The organism is Bradyrhizobium sp. CCBAU 53415 (assembly GCF_028128735.1).
GTDB lineage: Bacteria > Pseudomonadota > Alphaproteobacteria > Rhizobiales > Xanthobacteraceae > Bradyrhizobium.
The window spans coordinates 646238-663451 of record NZ_LBJF01000001.1 but is presented as its reverse complement, the minus strand read 5'-3'; the positions used below and the strand labels follow the sequence as shown (position 1 = coordinate 663451).

The 17214-nt window shown below is 60.6% G+C and carries 10 protein-coding genes; 7 read left to right on the top strand and 3 right to left on the bottom strand.

Going from position 1 to position 17214, the window contains the following annotated elements; translation table 11 throughout:
* Window positions 1-266: 266 nt before the first annotated feature.
* From XH87_RS03005 to XH87_RS02995, 3 genes are all read right to left on the bottom strand, one after another.
* Window positions 267-881: a transglutaminase-like cysteine peptidase gene (locus tag XH87_RS03005; RefSeq protein WP_158669551.1), complete on the bottom strand. Its 615-nt coding sequence runs from the start codon at window positions 879-881 to the stop codon at window positions 267-269.
* 370 nt (window positions 882-1251) lie between these two features.
* Window positions 1252-1623, bottom strand: a complete 372-nt coding sequence (locus tag XH87_RS03000) for a hypothetical protein (RefSeq protein ID WP_271586114.1) — start codon at window positions 1621-1623, stop codon at window positions 1252-1254.
* A gap of 157 nt (window positions 1624-1780) precedes the next feature.
* A complete protein-coding gene (locus tag XH87_RS02995; RefSeq protein ID WP_271586113.1) occupies window positions 1781-2668 on the bottom strand; it encodes an efflux RND transporter periplasmic adaptor subunit in 888 nt (295 codons plus the stop codon).
* Window positions 2669-2889: 221 nt separating this feature from the next.
* Here XH87_RS02995 and XH87_RS02990 point away from each other — a divergent pair, with 221 nt between their 5' ends.
* The 7 genes from XH87_RS02990 (at window position 2890) to XH87_RS02960 (ending at window position 16827) form a co-directional block, all read left to right on the top strand.
* Complete coding sequence (locus tag XH87_RS02990) at window positions 2890-4806, top strand: HlyD family efflux transporter periplasmic adaptor subunit (RefSeq protein WP_271586112.1); 1917 nt, start codon at window positions 2890-2892, stop codon at window positions 4804-4806.
* A 10-nt stretch (window positions 4807-4816) separates the two neighbouring features.
* On the top strand, window positions 4817-6970 hold the full coding sequence (locus XH87_RS02985) for a PqqD family peptide modification chaperone (RefSeq protein WP_271586111.1): 2154 nt from the start codon (window positions 4817-4819) through the stop codon (window positions 6968-6970).
* A 9-nt stretch (window positions 6971-6979) separates the two neighbouring features.
* Window positions 6980-8998: a preprotein translocase subunit SecA gene (locus tag XH87_RS02980; RefSeq protein ID WP_271586110.1), complete on the top strand. Its 2019-nt coding sequence runs from the start codon at window positions 6980-6982 to the stop codon at window positions 8996-8998.
* Window positions 8999-9144: 146 nt separating this feature from the next.
* Window positions 9145-14820 carry a LamG-like jellyroll fold domain-containing protein gene (locus XH87_RS02975; protein WP_271586109.1) on the top strand — a complete coding sequence of 1892 codons (5676 nt, stop codon included), beginning with the start codon at window positions 9145-9147 and terminating at the stop codon, window positions 14818-14820.
* Between the two features lie 580 nt (window positions 14821-15400).
* Window positions 15401-15970, top strand: coding sequence for a hypothetical protein (locus XH87_RS02970; RefSeq protein WP_271586108.1), 570 nt, complete (start codon window positions 15401-15403; stop codon window positions 15968-15970).
* Window positions 15948-16424 carry a hypothetical protein gene (locus XH87_RS02965; RefSeq protein WP_271586107.1) on the top strand — a complete coding sequence of 159 codons (477 nt, stop codon included), beginning with the start codon at window positions 15948-15950 and terminating at the stop codon, window positions 16422-16424. The genes XH87_RS02970 and XH87_RS02965 overlap by 23 nt, the downstream gene beginning before the upstream one ends.
* Window positions 16425-16593: 169 nt before the next feature.
* Complete coding sequence (locus XH87_RS02960) at window positions 16594-16827, top strand: hypothetical protein (RefSeq protein ID WP_271586106.1); 234 nt, start codon at window positions 16594-16596, stop codon at window positions 16825-16827.
* The last annotated feature ends 387 nt before the right edge of the window (window positions 16828-17214 follow it).

Below are 17214 nucleotides of genomic sequence, written 5' to 3'. Positions count from 1 at the left end.
AGGGCCATATCCCGACGCCGCGCGCCGCGAGGATACGCATTTTGCTGCGCACGGGTTTCCCAGCGGTTCGGGCCGTCCTCGCCGCCGGAAGATCGCGGCAGCAGCCCATTGACCGCAATGCCGAACTGCACGGGGACGGCAGCGGCGGCCATGGCGGGCCGACTTGCAGATCTTGCCGTGCCCCCCATGGGCAGCAAGCCGATCCACCGGAGCGCGGAGCCAGGGGACAGGAAGGGGCGATCCGCATCGCGCTCGCCCGTTAGCGATCACGTCCCCTTCCCGTCGACCGTCGCCCAGAGTTGATGATTGCTCGGCATCTGCACGCGAAGCCAGCGATAGGGGACTTCCGACCAGGGCTTGATCTCCAGGGAGAGATTGTCGAGCACGAGATCGCCGCTCAGGGTGCGGACGAGCAGCACCAAATGATGCTGTCCGGAACCGATGATGACCTCGCTCAGCAGCAGGGCCCGCGCCGGCCAGCCACGCCGAAGGAGTTCGTGGCGTTTGCTTACGGCGTAGTCATTGCAATCCCCTCGATCGGGATTGATGCTCCACGCCTCGCCAGCCAGGCCGTGGTCGTTGGGCGCCGGCACAATGGCCAGATTGACCATGCGATTGACGTCCAGGAGTTCCAACCACCGTTCGCCCGTCAGCCGGACCGGACCGCCCCGGAAGCCTCGCCGCGAGCGGCACTCGGCCTCATAGCGCAGACAGAACATCGTGTACGACAGAGGCGGAAGCGTGGGCCGTCCGAGTTCGATGCGGCCCGGTGCTGCTTGAGGAGTCGTGGCCATCGCCAGGCGCCCTGCGCCCGCCCACGTGGCACCTCCGGCCATCATGGCGACCGCTGCAATCAAGACGGAGCCGGAGACTCGATACATCTGCCGATCCCCTTGCGAGCACCATTGAGGTTCGGATCCAGCCGCAGCGAAGCCCTGGCCGGAACCGTGCGATTAACCATCTTCCCTTATTTAATTATATTAATTTTTATATAATTATCAACTAAAATAGCGATGCGATTAACTGATCCCGCCCCGGGGCCAAAGGGCTCGGCCTGCCGTAGACAAGCAAGGTCAAATACACGCTTCATTTCGGGAGCGCCGCTGCTCTTGCCCGGCCCTGCCGTCTCTCGTCGGCCAATGACTCGGGCTTCAATCCGAACGCTCGGATTGGACATTCAGGGTTATTGTGCCGCGCCTTGGTCGCGTTGAGGCAGCCGAATGAACTCCGCCATCGAGTCCGGCCGAGCCATCATGACGGCTGCGCCTTTTCCATCGCCTCCGGTACGCTACCGGCGGCCTCTTGATCGGTGGGCAAAGTGCTCGCGACGGCCGCAGGGCGCGCGCGGCTGATCTCCCATGGCCACAAATCCACAGGCTCGCCTGCTGCCGAACGGGAGATCTTCGCACGTAGCGCCGGGGCGAGCCGCTCCAAAATCAGGTGCCGCTCCAAACGGATCTCGCGCTCGAGGGCGTCAGAATAGACCGGGAGCGCGTGGATCGTCTCACGAGGGATTCTGCAGGACACGTGCCCAAACGGGGTCGCTGCCCCGACCACGATCGCCTTGCCATCCCATTCGATTTCGCCGACGAACTCGACGTCTCCGAGAGAATTCAGCGTCATGTTTAAATTCCAATCCAATGATTTGCGGTCATCGATTCACAATATTAAATACCACAGTTAAATAAATACAAGCGCAATTCAATTTCGGCGATTCAGCGAACCGCACTTCGAGGTCGTCAAAATCAATCGCTTCAGATTCTCGCAATGATCGCGCACCCTATTTTTGGCGGGATAGCGGCGCGTCACCAGCCATTAGAGCCGGATTGTCACCGTCCAACACGAAGGCGACTTTGCAGCGAATTCCCCCCGGCAGCGCCAAACGCGGGTTCGGCAAGGCAAGACGCACCCCGAACGTTCCGCTGGCAGCGTCGAGGACACGGTCGACAACGGCGACAGAGGCGATATAGACGCCTCCGATGGGCAGCTCCGGTCGCACCTTGGCTCTGCTGCCGGTACGGATCTGACCAAAATATGCGGTGGGCACGAACACCTCGACCCTCAGCGGATCAATCTGTGCGAGAGTGAGGACCGGGCTCTGGTCGTTTCGATATTCACCCGGAACGAGAAGCCGCTCGACCACCACGCCGTCGACCGGGCTACGCAGCTCGCGTTGATTCAAAACCTCTTCGGCGTGCGCGACCTCTAAACGAGCGAGTTCCTGATTGAGTCGCGCCTCCTTGAGCTGCTGTTCGGCAACCTGGGCCTCCGCTTCGGCTTCCTGGAGTGAGGCGAGAGGACTGACGGACCTTGCATAAAGCTCTTTCAGACGCTCATGCTTCTGACGTAGGAACTGCACGCGGGCGTCGGCCGACTTCACGGGAGCATCATTGGTTGCACGCGCCCGCGCGAGCGCCAGCGTTGCGGCCTCGACTCCATCTTCGATCTTGCCAATAATCTGGCCCTGCCGAACGATATCGCCGCGATCAACATCAAGGCGCGCGATGGTACCAACCGCCGGGCTCGCCAGCTTGACGGTTTGTTGCGGCTCGATCACGCAATTGAATTCCCGCTCCCCCGCCGAGATTTCCGTGGTCTCTGCCCCTGCACCGGATCCGGCAAGCAAGCTCCCTGCCGGCAGGTGCAAGCACAACACGATGTAGCTCATGTACCGAGCTCTGCGGACAACTCTCTCAATCGAACCCACCATGCGAGTTCCCCAATTCCGCTTCGGCTCCCAGGCTCATTGTACATAATATTAATGCACATTAAATAAAACTAAAATCACGCAACACGAACATAATATGATAAAGGGATTTGGTTTAAAATGGCGGCCGCCCTTCGACGGGCGCCATCCAGCCATTGCTCGGCCCTTGTCCCGGACAGTACATGTCTGAACCCGACTTGACGGCAAGCGGGGGCCCCGCCCCACAATTGCGGAGGGTGCCCGCAGATAGGACGTCGTCGCCGCACTGGCAAGGATTGCTGAATGCGGAGAACGAAGCGGCATTTGTTGCGGCCTGGCTGGCGCTGCAATGCAGCCGTATTGCCGGCGTGTCAGCGGGCCTGTTGTTCATGCGCCGGGTTGATTCAGCTGCGCCGTTACTATCGGTAACGTGGCCGCCTCGGGATGTCGACGCCAGCGATCTCATGCGCCTGGCCGAGACCGCCTACGCGGAGCGCCGCCTGGTCGTTGCTCCCGGTCGCGTCGGTCCTGATTCGCGGCCCGCGCAACCTGTGGTCCTAATAGTTGCTCTGCCGCTGGGCACTACGAGCGAGCCGATTGCGGCTGTGGCCATCGCATTGACGACGACTGCCGCCAGGCCGCTGGTCACCCCGGCCATCGTCGCCGAGCAATTGCGCTGGGGCGCGGGCTGGCTCGAGTCATTGCCCTGGGCCAGGCGCACCAAGCATCTCTCGTCTGACGTATCGCGAGCCGCATCGTGCCTCGACCTCCTCGCGACGGTGAACGCGCAGCCGCGGCTGAGCGGCATGGCAATCGCGGTCGTCAATGAGCTGGCAACCCGCCTCCAGTGCGAGCGTGCGTCGCTGGGTATCGTCGGCCGAAACGGCACAATCAGCCTGCGCGCAGTTTCGTTCTCCGCCAGCTTCAAACGCGAGAGCCGCCTCGTCAATGCGATCGAGAGCGCCATGGAAGAAGCGATCGAGCAGCGTGCATGCGTCGCTTATCCACCATTGCCGAGGATGGGGCGCGTCGTGGCCATCGCTCATCGGGCGCTGGCGGCGGAAGCAAAGGCGCCGGGCTCGTCGGCGATGTCAGCTATACTGGTCGGCCCCGATGGAGAACCGATCGGCGCTCTCACCTTGGAACGTCACCGCGCCGATCCCTTTACGGACGACGCGCTGAAGCTGATAGAGGGGATCGCGGCGCTGCTGGGACCTCAGGTCGGATTGCAGCTGCGGGCGAACCGGCTCCTGGGCGGGCGGGCGGTTGACGGTATCGGCGACGGATGCGCGGCACTGTTCGGCCCACGGCGGCCGACCCTCAAGCTCTGCATCGGCAGTGTCATGGTGCTTGCGCTGACCTTGGTCTTTGCGAAAGGCGAGCACCGAGTCACCGCGAAATCGGTGCTTGAGGCCGAAGTGCAGCGCGCAGCTGTGGCTCCGTTCGACGGATTTGTTCGAGCGGCCCCGGCTCGGGCTGGCGACACGGTGCGGCAGGGCGATCTTCTCGCCCTGCTCGACGACCGGGATCTTGTTCTCGATCGGTTGAAGTGGCGAGCCGAACTCGACAAGCTACTTCAGCGCGATCGCGAGGCGCTCGCCAAGCACGATCGCAACGGCCTCGCGGTACTGGAACCGCAGATCCGGCAGGCGGAGGCCCAGTTGGCTCTTGCGGAAGACAAGCTCGCGCGCACCCGGATCCTCGCTCCGTTCGACGGTGTCGTCGTCTCCGGCGACCTGAGCCAGATGCTCGGCTCCCCCGTCGAGAAGGGAAAGACGCTGTTCGAGGTGGCGCCACTCAATTCCTATCGCCTGATCGTTCAAGTCGACGAACGTGATGTTCGCTTCGTGGCGGTCGGACAAAGCGGAACCGTCGCGCTCGCAGGCAGGCCCGGCGAACCGGTGCCGATGACCCTTAGCAAGATCACGCCGGTTACGCTCGCCGAGGAAGGACGCAATGCTTTTCGAATAGAGGCCCGCCTCTCGGAGCCGGGCCTTGCATTGCGCCCCGGAATGGAAGGCGTTGCAAAGATCAATTCCGGACGACGCTCGATTGCGTGGATCTGGATGCATCCTGTCATCGATTGGCTGCGCCTTGCCGCGTGGAAGTACCTGCCGTGAGAGGGGCAACATGACCGCAGCCCCGTTTCTAAGCTCATCCTGGTATCGCGTCGCGCAACGCAGGCCGAGGCTTCGCGATCATACCTCGGTCTACCGACATCGGTATCGGGGCTGCACTTGGTATGTCGTGCAGGATCACGCGACTGGCCGCATGCACCGTTTGTCGCCCGCCGGCTACATGATCGTGGCCGCGATGGACGGCGCGCGAACGGTTGACCAGATTTGGCACGAGGTCGGATCCACTCTCGCGGAGGAGACGCCGAGCCAGAGCGACGTCATCCAGTTGTTGGCCGAACTCAGCGCTTACGACCTGTTACAAACCGAAGTGACTCCGGATGCAAGCGCGCTGGTCGCGCGTGCTTCGAAAGCCAAACGGTCCAGGTGGCTCGGCAACGTGCTCTACCCGCTGGCCCTACGGATTCCGCTCTGGCATCCGGTCAGGTTTTTCGAGCGTACCCGGCCACTTGCAGAATGGCTGTTCGGCTTGCCGGGTGCCGTGCTGTGGCTGCTGGTGGTGTTGCCCGCCCCTCTATTTGCGGCCCAACACTGGCAGGCACTCACATCCGACGCCTCCGACCGAATCCTGGCCACCGATAACCTTCTATTGCTCGCGCTGGTGTATCTCCTGCTCAAGACCCTGCATGAATTTGGGCACGGATTTGCGGTCACGGCGTTCGGGGGAACAGTCCCAGAATTCGGAGTAATGATCCTGGTGTTCGCCCCGCTGCCCTATGTTGACGCCTCTGCGGCATCGGCATTCCGCAGCAAGTGGAGGCGCGCTCTTGTCGGCGCGGCCGGAATGATCGTCGAAGTGTTCTTCGCTGCGCTCGCGCTCTACGTATGGCTCGCAGTGGAGGCTGGACTTGTCCGCGCGCTCGCATTCGACGCACTGGCCGTTGCCGGCGTCTCGACACTGGTCTACAATGGTAATCCACTCCTGCGTTATGATGGCTACTACATTCTCGCGGACCTGCTCGAAATCCCGAACCTGGCGCAGCGTGCTACCCGGTATTCGGCCTCCCTGGTCAATCGTTACGCGTTTGGCGCCGATGAACCGGGGGATTTCGTAGCCATGACCGGCGAACGAACCTGGCTCCTTCTCTACGCACCGGCTGCTTTCGTCTACCGACAGGTCGTGATGCTCGCGATCGCCGTGTTCGTCGCCTCGCAGTATCTCGCCCTCGGCGTCTCGATCGCGGTCTGGAGTCTGCTGACAGGTGTTGTGCTGCCGATCGGCAAGGCACTGTGGTTCGTGCTCGCAAGCCCGAGGCTTCATCGCAATCGCGCCCGCGCCGTAACAGCGACCTTCGGCATGATCCTGGCCGCCGGGCTGATGACTTTCCTGGTTCCGGCCCCTTCTTACAGCACGACGGAAGGCGTCGTTTGGTTGCCGGAGAACGCAATCGTGCGCGCGAGAACCGATGGCTTCGCACGCGCGCTTCTGGTCCGTCCGGGCGCGCACGTCACAGCCGGGGAAGCGCTCGTCGAAAGCGAAGAATCGACACTCAAGGCCCAGCTCGCAATTCTCCGCGCACGGGTCGCCGAGCTCGAGACGAGGCTTGCCATCGAGCGCTTTACCGACCGGGCGAGCGCGAAGATCACCACGACGGAATTGGAACAAGCACGCGCCGAGCTCGCGACCGCAACCGATCGCGACGCACGCCTCATCGTGCAGAGCCGCAGCGAGGGCACCTTTTCGGTTATGAAACCACAAGATCTGCCAGGACGCTTCCTGCGCGAAGGGCAACAGATCGGCTACGTACTTACTCCCGGTTCACGAGTCGTGCGCGCAACAATCCGTCAGGACGACATCGACCTCGTTCGCCATCGGCTGCAGAGCGCCGAAGTCAAACTCGCAGAGCGCCCAGATGAGACGCTGCCAATAGAATCCATTCGCGAAATACCGTCAGGCCGTGATGTTCTTCCCAGCAGGGCTCTGGGGGGCTCCGGCGGCGGCGCCTTCACTGTCGACCCCAGCGATCCCGAAGGGCTAAAGACGCTGCAGCGCGTCTTTCAAATTGATCTCGTACTGCCCGAGAATGCACCGGCAGCCACCGCGTTCGGCGGTCGCGCCTACGTCCGCTTCAACTTCAGTTGGGAGCCGCCGGGCCAGCAGATCTGGCGCCGTCTCCGACAATTGCTGCTGTCCCAGCTGCAAGTCTGAGGGCTCCGTATGCTCAAGCGCAAACGACACTTTGTCGGTTCAGCCCCGGTATCGGTGGACGCACCCTACGCGGAGCAAGCCGCTCGCCGAGACATTGCGCTCGACGCCGTCCTGCTCGACGCTTGGGGCCGGGTGTTGCCCTTCCTGCAGCCGGCCCTCGCGCGTGACCGCCTCGGCCGCTTTGTCCGGCTGGTCAGTGATCTGGAACCGCAGTTCGCTGTCCTGACGAACCGGCGTTTGCGCGAAAGCGCGGAGGAGCTACGCGCATCATTGCTGTCAGCCCCCCTATACTCGCACCAGATGGCGCGTTCGTTTGCACTTACGCGCGAGACGGCGCGACGTCACGTCGGGAAGCGTCTCTTCCCGGTACAATTGCTCGGCGGCGCCGCCATGATGGGGGGCGCGGTCGCCGAAATGGAAACCGGTGAAGGCAAGACTTTGACGGCATTGCTGCCGGCGATCACCGCCGCACTCATGGGACGTCCGGTTCATATCATCACGGTCAACGACTATCTCGCGCGCCGCGACGCCGAACAGCTCGCACCTATCTACAACGCGCTTGATCTCACCGTCGGACTCGTCGAGCCTGGGCAGTCGCCGCAGGAGCGGCAAAGAGCCTACGCAAGCGACGTCACGTATTGCACCAACAAGGAGCTTGTGTTCGACTATCTCCGCGATCGGCTCGCGCTCGGCCCCCGCCGCGCCCGTTCTCGACTTTCTCTCGACGCGATATTCAACGGCCGACCTGCCGGTCACCATCAATCCCTGCTTCTGCGCGGGCTGCATTTTGCGATTGTGGATGAGGCTGACAGCGTCCTGATCGATGAGGCCCGTGTGCCACTGATCCTCTCCGGAACGCAAGAAGGGCCCGAGAACACCGACGGCCTCTACGAGATCGCACTGGATCTCGCTCGACGCCTGGTGGCCGGCGATGACTTTCATGTGCGTGCAAACGAGAAGTCGGTGCGGCTAACAACCCGCGGCGAGAGCCAGATCGCTCAGTTCGCTGCAGGACAACCGGGCCTATGGGCGATCCGGCGCGCACGTGAAGAACTCGCTCAACACGCGCTTGCCGCCCTTCATCTCTACCGACGCGACGTTCAGTATATCGTCGCTGATGGCAAGGTGCAGATCGTCGACGAATATACCGGGCGCGTCATGCCGGACCGTTCGTGGGAAGGCGGCATTCACCAGCTCATCGAAGCCAAGGAACATTGCACCATCACGGAGCGACGCACGACCCTTGCGCAAATTACATATCAGCGATTCTTTCAGCGCTACATGCATCTTTGCGGCATGTCCGGGACGGCGATCGAGCCGACGGGGGAACTGTACGGCATCTATGGCCTCCGAGTTGCGCGTATCCCGACGAACCGACCATTGCGACGAACGAATGCCGGCACACGCCTGTTTCCGACGGCCAACCTCAAATGGGACGCCGTGGTCGATTCTGTTCACAACATCGTTCGCGAGGGTCGCGCCGTGCTCGTCGGGACCCGCTCGGTTGAAGCCTCTGAGCAAATTGCGCGGCTGCTTAACAAATCCGGACTCGAATCCGAGGTTCTTAACGCGCGACAGGACCAGGCAGAGGCCGAGATCATTGCGGGCGCGGGTCAACCGGGCCGAATTACCGTCGCCACCAACATGGCCGGCCGCGGCACCGACATACAGCTACATCCTGCGGTCCGGAACCGAGGCGGCCTGCATGTCATCCTAACCGAATATCACGAGTCTCGCCGCATCGACCGCCAACTCTTCGGGCGCGCCGGTCGCCAGGGTGATCCCGGTAGCTACGAAACGATCGTCGCGCTCGATGATGAGCTCTTCAAACGCTTCATGAACCCGAAGCTTCTTCGGTTGCTAGGCAAGCGATCGAAACGGGCGCAGCCGATTTCAGGACCAACAGGACGCGCACTCCGCAGTTATGGCCAACACGCGGCGGAGCGCTTGCACGCGCGCGCCAGACGGGCTGCCCTCAGCGAAGATCTTCGCTTCAACAGAATTCTCAGTTTCGCCGGGACTGAATGACGGCTCGCTTCGCGGAACTCGATGATTATATTCTCCCTAAAATATTATAAACCAGTGGCGATTGCCATATATTGTGATATTAATAAAACGACAATTAAATATATTATTATGCAGTAGCGATTTCGCTTCTGGCATTTGGAGACAAGATGTCACGTTCCAGAGGCCTGTTCAGCCATCTGTCGCGACGGATCCTTCACGGCAGCGCGAGGAACGATCGCAAGCGCGATGCCAGCCATTCGCCGCTGATCCTCGAGGTACTCGAGCCACGCATGCTGCTCGCTGCGGATCCCCTCGGCATCACCGCAGGCTACGCCTTCAACGAGGCCTCGGGCACCACGACGGCAGATGCGTCGGGTCACGGCATCGTCGGCACGCTCACGAACGGTCCGACCTTCACAACCGGACGATTTGGCAATGCAGTCGCACTCGATGGCGTGAACGACTTCGTCAATCTTGGCAATCCGACTGCGCTACAATTCACGGGCAGCATGACGGTCGGTGCGTGGGTTTACGTCAGTGCGTTCCCCTCCGATGATGCCGCGGTCGTGTCCAAGCGTACATCGGGCGAGTCCGGATATCAGCTCGATATCACCGCCGATACCGGTCCCCGCACCATCGGATTCAAGCTCACCAACAGTGCCGGCCAGCCGATGTTTCGCTATGGCGCGACGCCGCTGCAACTCGACACCTGGTACCACATCGCCGGCGTCTATGACGCTGCGAACCAGACCATGGACGTGTACCTCAATGGCACGCTGGACAATGGTCAGCTGATCGGCACCGTCACGAGTTCCCAGCAGAATTCGACAGCCAATGTGGACATCGGCCGGCGGGCCGGCAGCACCGGCTACGAATTCTCCGGCCGCATCGATGACGTGCGCATCGCCGACCATGCGCTCACTCAGGCGCAGATCCAGACCGACATGGCAACGCCTCTCGCCGGAACGGCGGACACGACGCCTCCAACCGTGTCCCTCGTGCCTCCGGCCCCGATCGTATCCGGAACGGTGAGTCTTGCAGCGAACGCGTCAGACAATGTTGGCGTTATCGGCGTCAAGTTCCTGCTGGACGGCAACACCCTGATCGGTAAGGAGGATACCACCTCGCCGTACGGTGTCTCATGGACCACGACGACGGCATCGAACGGCTCTCATGTGCTGACAGCACAGGCACGCGATGCTGCCAATAACATAACCACTTCGACGCCGGTCAACATCACGGTCGACAATCAAGCGCCGACCGGTACGGTGACGATCAACGGCGGCGCGGCGGCGACCAACAGCACCTCGGTCACGCTTACGCTCACTGCGACCGATGCAATCACTTCCGTCAAGCAGATGCGCTTCTCCAATAGCGGGAGTTCGTATTCGACGGCGGAAGCCTTCGCCCCGACCAAGGCCTGGACGTTGTCAAATGCAACGGGCACCAAGACCGTCTATGTCCAGTTCATGGATGCCGCGGGCAACTGGTCCGCGGCGGCGACAGATACCATCGTGCTCGACACGACCGCACCAACGATCTCCGGGCAGACAGCAACGAACATTACCGCCAGCACCGCACGAGTCACGTGGACGACCAATGAGGCCGCGACTTCGCGGGTCGAGTATGGGCTGACGACCAGTTACGGATCGTCGACGACGCTTGATGCGACCCTGGTGACGGCGCACAGCGTTGCGCTAACCGGTCTTGCTCCCAACACCACTTACAATTACCGCGTCCGTTCGATCGACGCTGCCGGGAACGAAAGGATCGGCTCAAACGCCACCTTCACGACGACTGCTGCCCAGGACACCACGCCGCCATCGACTCCTACGGGCCTGGTGGCGACCGCGGCTTCGACAACGCAGATCAATCTTTCGTGGAACGCCTCGACCGATAATGTCGCGGTCACCGGCTATCAGGTCTTCCGCAATGGTGCGCAAGTCGGCACCCCAGCGACGACCACGTTCAGCGATACCGGTTTGTCGCCGGGCACATCCTACACTTATACCGTGCAGGCGAGGGACGCGGCGGCGAACCTTTCCGGACAATCCGCACCGGCCAGCGCCACGACGCTGTCGCCCGACACGACATTACCCACGGCCACGATCACAGGGCCGACGGGATCAACGACCGTTTCAGGTACGATCACGATCAGTGCCAATGCGTCCGACAATGTGGGGGTGGCGGGCGTGACCTTCCTGGTGGACAATATCGCGGTCGGCGGGGGCGAAGACCTGACATCCCCCTACAGCGTCAGCTGGGACACAACGACGGTCGCTAATGGTGTCCACACGATCACGGCGCGCGCACGGGATACTTCCGGAAACACCGGCGATTCGCTGCCCGTCAGCATCACGGTGTCAAACACTCAAACACCGGGTCTGGTCGCTGCCTATTCCTTCGATGAGGGATCGGGAACGACTGCGGGCGATTCCTCAGGACAGTCGAACCTGGCGACACTCAACAACGGCGTCGCTTGGGTAGCCGGCAAGAATGGGCTCGCCGCGAGCTTTGACGGAGTCAACGACTTCATTTCCATTCCAAACTCTGCCTCGACCGACATTTCCGGTAATGCCCTTACACTGTCGATGTGGATCAATCCCCAGCCGCTCGCGAGCGGCGATGCTGTCGTCATCGGTAAGTTCTGGAATACGACAATGTCGTCGCCGTACTACCAATATGGACTCGAACTGCGCGGCGGCAATCAGACCGATTTCTATATTGGGACATCCAGTGGCGCGCGCCTCGCCGCCGGAGGAACCACTTTGCCATTCAACCAGTGGTCTCACCTCGCCATCACTTTTGATGGTGCGCAAGTCAAGACCTATGTCAACGGAATCCTCGTCAACACGCAAGCGCTGTCAGCAACCATCACGGCGCGCGGCAACCCCATGAGCATCGGAGCGGATGCGTCGACCGCCCAATTCTACAAGGGAGCGCTCGACGATCTGCGCATCTACAACCGCGTACTGACCTCTGCGCAAGTGCAATCGGACATGGCGACGCCCGTCGGCAACCCGACGGCGGGATCACCGCAGGTCTTGATAGATTCCCCAATCAATGGCGCGCAAGTTAGCGGCATCGTCAATGTGACCGCGGATGCAACCGACGATACCGGTATCGCCAATGTGCAGTTCTATATCGACAACGTGGCAACCGGCTCCCCCGATACGACCGATCCTTTCGCGCTTGCGTGGGACACGCGCACGGCAAGCAACGGCGCACACACTATCACGGCGATGGCGACCGACATAGACGGCCATACGACACTGTCAGCACCGATAACCGTCAACGTCGCGAACAGCAGCTTCTTCCAGAACGAAATCCTGGCGACGGGATTCAATCTGCCGACCGCGATCAAATTCCTTCCCGACGGCCGCATGCTCGTGGTGGAACTTGCGGGTACAATCAAGATATTGCCGCCGCCTTATACCACGCCCGATCCGACGCCTTTCCTGCAACTCACCAACATCGGCTCGGCGGGCGTACAGCAAGGAATCTATGACATAGCGCTCGACCCTAACTTCAGCACCAACCACTACTATTACATCTTCTATACGCTCGGGACGCCGAACGTGGATCGCTTCTCGCGCTTCACGGCGAACGCAACGCTGACGGGCACCGTTCCCGGCAGCGAGTTCGTCATTTATCAGGACACGGAAATTGCCAATGCCGAGCACCACGGCGGAGCAATCAACTTCAGCAACGACGGCAAGATCCTGCTCACGACCGGGGAGCATTTTCAGGCCGGCGAAGCTCAGGATCTCACGAGGCCGCGCGGCAAGATCCTGCGATACAACATGGACGGTACCGTTCCCACCGACAATCCGTTCTATGACGGCAACGGACCGAACTACGATGCGGTATGGGCACTTGGTCTGCGGAATCCCTTCCGCGCCTACTACGACGCGCCCACAGGGCGGCTGATCATTGGCGATGTCGGCGGGAACGTCTATTCAACCGCAATCGAAGAAATCGACATCGGAGCGAAGGGTGCCAATTACGGCTGGCCAAACGTAGAAACTCCGAACGGGAATCCCGCCTACACTGCACCGGCTTACTACTACCCGCACAATGGACGCGACGCCGCAGTCGTCGCCGGGTTTGTCTATCACGGCACACAATTCCCAAGCAGCTATCAGGGTAGCTTCTTTTTCGCGGATTACACTCAGAACTGGATCAAGCGCCTGACGTTTGACGCCAACGGAAACGTCACCGGCGTCTTCAACTTCGAGCCAGCCGACGGCTCGGTAGATGGCCCCTACGGCGACATTGTCTACTTGACCGAAGGTCCCGATGGCGCGCTTTACTATGTCGACCTCGGCTATTCTGATATCAGCGGCACATTCGGCGTAAGCAAGATCCGCCGCATCGAGTTCATTGAATCGGATCTGCCTCCGGTCGCGACGGCTTCCGCATCGCCAACGAGCGGACCCAGCCCGCTCACCGTCAACTTCTCCAGCAGCGGTTCATCTGATCCGGAAGGAAAGCCTATCACCTATTCGTGGAACTTCGGTGACGGCGTGACTTCGACCGCGGCCAACCCGTCGCACACATATACGGTCTCCGGCCCGTATCAGGCCCGGCTGACGGTCTCCGACGGAGTCAATTCCACGCTATCGACCCCGATCGCGATCAGCGTCGGCAATAGTCCCGTTGTCAGTCTCCTTGCGCCAACCGATGGCGCGACCTTCAGGGCGGGCGACGTGATCACATTCAGCGGCACCGCGACCGATGCCGAAGATGGTACACTCCCCGCAAGTGCTTATACCTGGAATATCGATTTCCTCCATGAAGGCCATGTTCATCCCGGGATTCCCATCACCGGCGTGACGAGCGGAACGTTCACGATTCCGACTAGCGGTCACGACTTCAGCGGATTCACGCGGTATCGAATAACGCTCACCGTAACCGATTCCAGCGGGCTGCAATCGAGCCAATCCGTCACGATCTTCCCTGATAAGGTCGATCTAAACTTCGCCACGGCGCCGGCCGGCGTCACGCTGTACCTGGACGGTATCGCGCATACGACACCTTTCACCTACGATACGCTCATCGGCTTCAACCACGAAATCGAAGCCCGCAACACGACGGTCGGCGCGACCACCTACAACTTCGTCTCGTGGTCGGATGGCGGCACTCAGGACCACATTATTGTCGTTCCCGTTGGCGGTGCCACCTACACTGCCACGTACGATGCAGTCACGGCGCCGGCACCATTGGCATTCGTCCAAGCTAATTACGCCACCCCACAAACCAACCAGACTCAGGTATCGGTGGCCTACACGAATGCCCAGACGACAGGGAATACGAACATCCTCGTAATCGGATGGAATAATACGACATCGAACATCACGTCAGTCACGGACTCGGCCGGCAACGTCTATCAGCTCGCCGTCCCGACGGCGCGAGGCAGCGGTATCAGCCAGGCCATCTACTACGCCCCGAATATCAAGCAAGCCGCCGCTGGCGCGAACACTGTGACAGTGACCTTCAACACTGCGACTCAATACGTGGACATTCGCGCCCTGGAGTACAGTGGTCTCGCTCCCCTCAATCCGTTTGATGTAGGCACCTCGGCGTCAGGCACCACCAGTTCGGCAAACAGTGGAGTCGTTACGACCTCCACCGCGCACGAACTCATTTTTGGTGCCGGAACGACCGTCGGTGGGTTTACGGAGGCAGGCAGTGGTTTTACCACGCGTCTCATTACGAGACCCGACCTTGATATTGCTCAGGACCGTTTCGTAACCGCCACGGGTACCTACAATGCGACCGCGCTTCTCCAAGGTTCCGCGGCATGGGTGATGCAAGTCGCGACCTTCAAGGCAGTGGGTTAGTCCGCATGCCACGATCCCGAGGCTCATGCGATGCCGGCGTGCGCCACCTCGTGTGTAGCAATGCCCTGAACGGCCAACCTACCCACGCGATCCCAGCCGTTTGGTGGCTGGTCGGTCGAACTGACGCACCGAGGTCTCGGACCGAGCAGGACGACCGCTTGCAAGGAGCCCTTGCATGTACTCGACCGCCGCGGAGGCTCCAGGGATGGAGAGACCTCGGAGAGTTCGAAATGGCACTCCGGTTGTCGCCTGGGCCTCTCACGGCTAGGCTGAAGTGGCACGAGGCATTTACATTATGACTGCTTCGGATGAACCGATTGTCGGAAGTTACGCATCGCCCCTGGTGAAGGATCTAACTCGTGGCGGATACTTCGGAGGATTATTTGCTCTGGGGTGCGCCAGTGGCCTTGCATCCCGTGTCATTCAATCGGTCCACGGACGTGGATGGCTAGACGCGTTTCTCGACACCTTTGAGATCAGTATAATCGTTTGGATATCGTGTGTCGCCGGAGTTTCCCTCGTTCTTCAAGACCGAACGGTTGGGATTCGTTCTTCAGAACTCGTCTTGGGAGCGGCCTTTGTGCTGCTCGCTATTCTACCGGTGGGTCCCGCCAGCTGGCTGGCGGTAACCGCGCTCAGTCTCCATGTCATCAGCACGTCGGGTGCCTCTTCGACGCGGCGTGGCACTCTTATTCTTCTTGCCGTTACTGTGCCCATGCTTTGGAGCCGGTTGTTATTTCATTTCTTTGCTGAGCTGATTTTGCGGATCGACGCCGCACTCGTCGGTTGGATATTGCGCACCCCCCGAACCGGGGACGTCGTCGAATTTGCCGACGCGTCCGGCGTTCTCGTCATTCTGCCGGGCTGTTCCTCGCTCGCAAACGTGTCGCTTGCATTTCTCTGCTGGGTGACTGTGAGCCAGTTAGCCGGCCACAAGAGATCTGCTTACGATCTATTCTGGTGTCTGATGGCTTGCTTCTCGGTCGTAGCTGTGAATGTCACTCGTATAAGCTTCATGGGTTTGAGCCAATGGCACTACGCCATGTTCCATAGTTGGTGGGGAGGCGCGGTCGCGAACACAGCCATTTTGGGCCTGACGGTCGGCTTCTGCTTGCTGGGGGTGAGGCGTGAGCTGCTCCGTCCGCTTTAACTGGGTTATCGCCGCCGTGCTGTTGCTGGCCACTGCATGGAAGATTGCGATACCCTTCGAAAATCCAGGCCAGCTAAGAGAGGATCTTGTTAGATTTCTCGAACAAAATCACTTCAGCGTCGTAGCGACCAATGAAGTTACGACCGGCACTCTGATCATCCGCGCCACCAGAGCGTCATGTCAATTGCAGGTCGCAAGGCTTACTCCCGACGGCTCCAACAGAAATCTCGTTCGACATCTGGCAACAGGGACCGATCGCTCGTTCGTCGTGTTTCGGGGCGAAGTGTACGCGCAACAGCCGATAGCCTGGACGGTGCTTCATTATCTGTGGTCGAGATTTCTTCGCGAACTCGGATTCGTTCAACACATCACTCCGGTCATCGACGTGGCTGAGAGCTTGGGCTGCAACGCGGAACGGCTCCCATGGGCGACGATTCAGGATCGCACCACGTGATTTAGTTTCGACTTTCTCGTGCGACCATCGGGTCTTGATGTCCTGGCGTCAAATCGTTGCGCGCGTATTCTCCATCAAGCTCTTTCCGAGATTTATATTGACATGGATTTAATTTTTGTTGATTATAATACCGTGAACATTTATTTTATAAACTGCAGGAGAAAAGGCCATGACGTTGCCCGGGTGGGTCCTCGCAATTTTCCTCACGATGGCCGCAGCGGTGCCGGCCGGCGTCTATTTCACGGCTACGCTGTTCTTTCCTCCTGACCAAAGCTACACCTACGTCGGCCAGGGAACAGCACAGGGCGCGCCTGGACCGGTCGCGGGCGCGGGGCTATCCTTCGCCGCGGTTGCCTATGCGGCCTATTGGATAGTCAGGCGCCGTCAACGCAAACCGGACTAGGCACGACGTGATCGAGCTCTGTACCGCGCGAAGTCGAACAATCCTGCTCAGGGCGTATGGCGTGCGAGCAGGGAGGTAACGGCCGCCAGCTTCATGCCCCCGCGCTGTTTGCAAGCCGGGTCCCACCGCCGTCTCGACCGGCAGGCCACAGTTGCGTAAGCGGACGAATGCCGGTTCGGCGCGACGCAGCCCCAGTTACGACTCATGCCGGCGCGCTGTCGTGTTGTGACGGCTGTCGAGACTATCCAGCCAATCGTCGATTGAACCAGCTGTTCACCGAGGCCAGATCTTCAAACAGGCCTTCCTCGGGGAGGACAGATTTAAAATGCCAGGTGAGCTGCTCGTCATTCTGGGGGCCGAAACTATAATACTTGCCTGTGTGGCGGT

Bases quoted from the DNA above. Each gene is read 5' to 3' on its own strand.
- XH87_RS02980 (WP_271586110.1), top strand. From the start codon at position 6,980: ATGCTCAAGCGCAAACGACACTTTGTCGGTTCAGCCCCGGTATCGGTG.
- XH87_RS02960 (WP_271586106.1), top strand. From the start codon at position 16,594: ATGACGTTGCCCGGGTGGGTCCTCGCAATTTTCCTCACGATGGCCGCA.
- XH87_RS03000 (WP_271586114.1), bottom strand. From the start codon at position 1,623: ATGACGCTGAATTCTCTCGGAGACGTCGAGTTCGTCGGCGAAATCGAA.
- XH87_RS02985 (WP_271586111.1), top strand. From the start codon at position 4,817: ATGACCGCAGCCCCGTTTCTAAGCTCATCCTGGTATCGCGTCGCGCAA.
- XH87_RS02995 (WP_271586113.1), bottom strand. From the start codon at position 2,668: ATGAGCTACATCGTGTTGTGCTTGCACCTGCCGGCAGGGAGCTTGCTT.
- XH87_RS02975 (WP_271586109.1), top strand. From the start codon at position 9,145: ATGTCACGTTCCAGAGGCCTGTTCAGCCATCTGTCGCGACGGATCCTT.
- XH87_RS03005 (WP_158669551.1), bottom strand. From the start codon at position 881: ATGTATCGAGTCTCCGGCTCCGTCTTGATTGCAGCGGTCGCCATGATG.
- XH87_RS02990 (WP_271586112.1), top strand. From the start codon at position 2,890: ATGTCTGAACCCGACTTGACGGCAAGCGGGGGCCCCGCCCCACAATTG.